At 63.0% G+C, this 920-nt stretch carries 1 protein-coding gene; it reads left to right on the plus strand.

Going from position 1 to position 920, the window contains the following annotated elements:
• On the plus strand, positions 1-666 hold a 666-nt coding region (locus tag EN781_RS33320; protein ID WP_127400767.1), incomplete at its 5' end, for a D-alanine--D-alanine ligase.
• Between the last annotated feature and the right edge of the window lie 254 nt (positions 667-920).

The following is a 920-nucleotide window of genomic DNA, read 5'->3' on the forward strand; positions in this document are numbered from 1 at the left end:
GACAAGGACATCGCCAAGCGGCTGCTGAAAGCTGCCGGCCTACCAGTCGCGCGGTCGGTTACCATCGTTCCCGACGCGACGCCCGCCTTTGCGGAAGTCGCGAGTGCGCTCGGGCTGCCGGTCTTCATCAAGCCGGCGCGCCAGGGCTCGTCGGTCGGCGTCAGCAAGGTCTCCAGCGAAAGCGATTACCAGACCGCACTCGCCGAAGGGTTCAAGCACGATGGCAAGCTGCTGGCGGAAGAGTTCATCCGCGGCCGCGAAATCGAATGCAGCGTGCTGGAGGACGCAAAGGGCGGATTGTTCGTCTCCCGCCCCGGCGAGATCGTGCCGGCCGAGAGCCATGGCTTCTACAGCTATGACGCCAAGTACATCGATAAGGATGGGGCGGCGCTGAAGGTGCCGGCCGAACTGCCGCTGGAGATCGAGCAAGCCATGCGCGACATGGCCGCAAAGGCCTTCCGCGCGCTCGGCTGCGACGCCATGGCCCGCGTCGATTTCTTCGTGACGCCGGGCATGGGCTTCGTCGTCAACGAGCTCAACACCATTCCCGGCTTCACCGACATCAGCATGTACGCCAAGGCGATGGCGGCGAGCGGCGTCAGCTATCCGGAAGTCATCGACCGGCTGGTGGCGCATGGGTTGGCGCGCGCCGGAAGAGTGGGCTGAGAGCGGGCTGCAAGCAGGAGAGCGGCCCTGGATGCCACTCTCTTCCGAGCACGAAAGAGGTCGCGTTGGCTAGAACGGTCTCAAGCAAGACGGTTTCTCCCCGTATAGTGACGGGGAGAAAGACAGCTTGTCCGAACCGGATAGATAGGTAACAGAATGGACCGATTGCATAGGTGACAGTTTTCTCCCTCGCCGGAGGACCCGGCGATGGTTTGGCGAGAGACTGGCATCATGGACGAGCGGCTTCGTTTTGT

The organism is Mesorhizobium sp. M4A.F.Ca.ET.090.04.2.1, assembly GCF_003999085.1.
Classification (GTDB): Bacteria; Pseudomonadota; Alphaproteobacteria; order Rhizobiales; family Rhizobiaceae; genus Mesorhizobium.